The following is a 305-nucleotide window of genomic DNA, read 5'->3' as shown; positions in this document are numbered from 1 at the left end:
CCGCGTCCCTTTGTAGCATTGTAGCCAACATTTGCATAATCTCCAAGAACTTTGCTTCTGAAATTACGAATAGGCTGACACAAAGGAATGGGGAAGCTGTCAATAATGGATACACTCATTCCTTCAACCTCTTTAAAGACGAGTGCTTGGCGAATGACTTGGATACTCGGTAAGAGGGCATTACAACGGCGGACAAAGCGAGAATATTCTAGGAAATTAGGAAATAAACTTTGAGCAAGTTGGTGCTTAGCTTTAAGCGTTTCACTAAAATGCAGTACGCCCCATAGGTAACAAGCGATAACTAA

The 305-nt window shown here is 42.0% G+C and carries 1 pseudogene; it reads right to left on the bottom strand.

From position 1 onward, the window contains the following. A pseudogene (locus L995_RS32430) lies at window positions 1–305 on the bottom strand (IS982 family transposase); the annotation flags it as partial.

The organism is Delftia sp. ZNC0008 (genome assembly GCF_000799035.1).
Lineage (GTDB): Bacteria > Pseudomonadota > Gammaproteobacteria > Burkholderiales > Burkholderiaceae_C > Comamonas > Comamonas tsuruhatensis.
The sequence above is the reverse complement of the archived record's forward strand: the minus strand, read 5'-3'. Positions and strand labels throughout refer to the sequence as shown.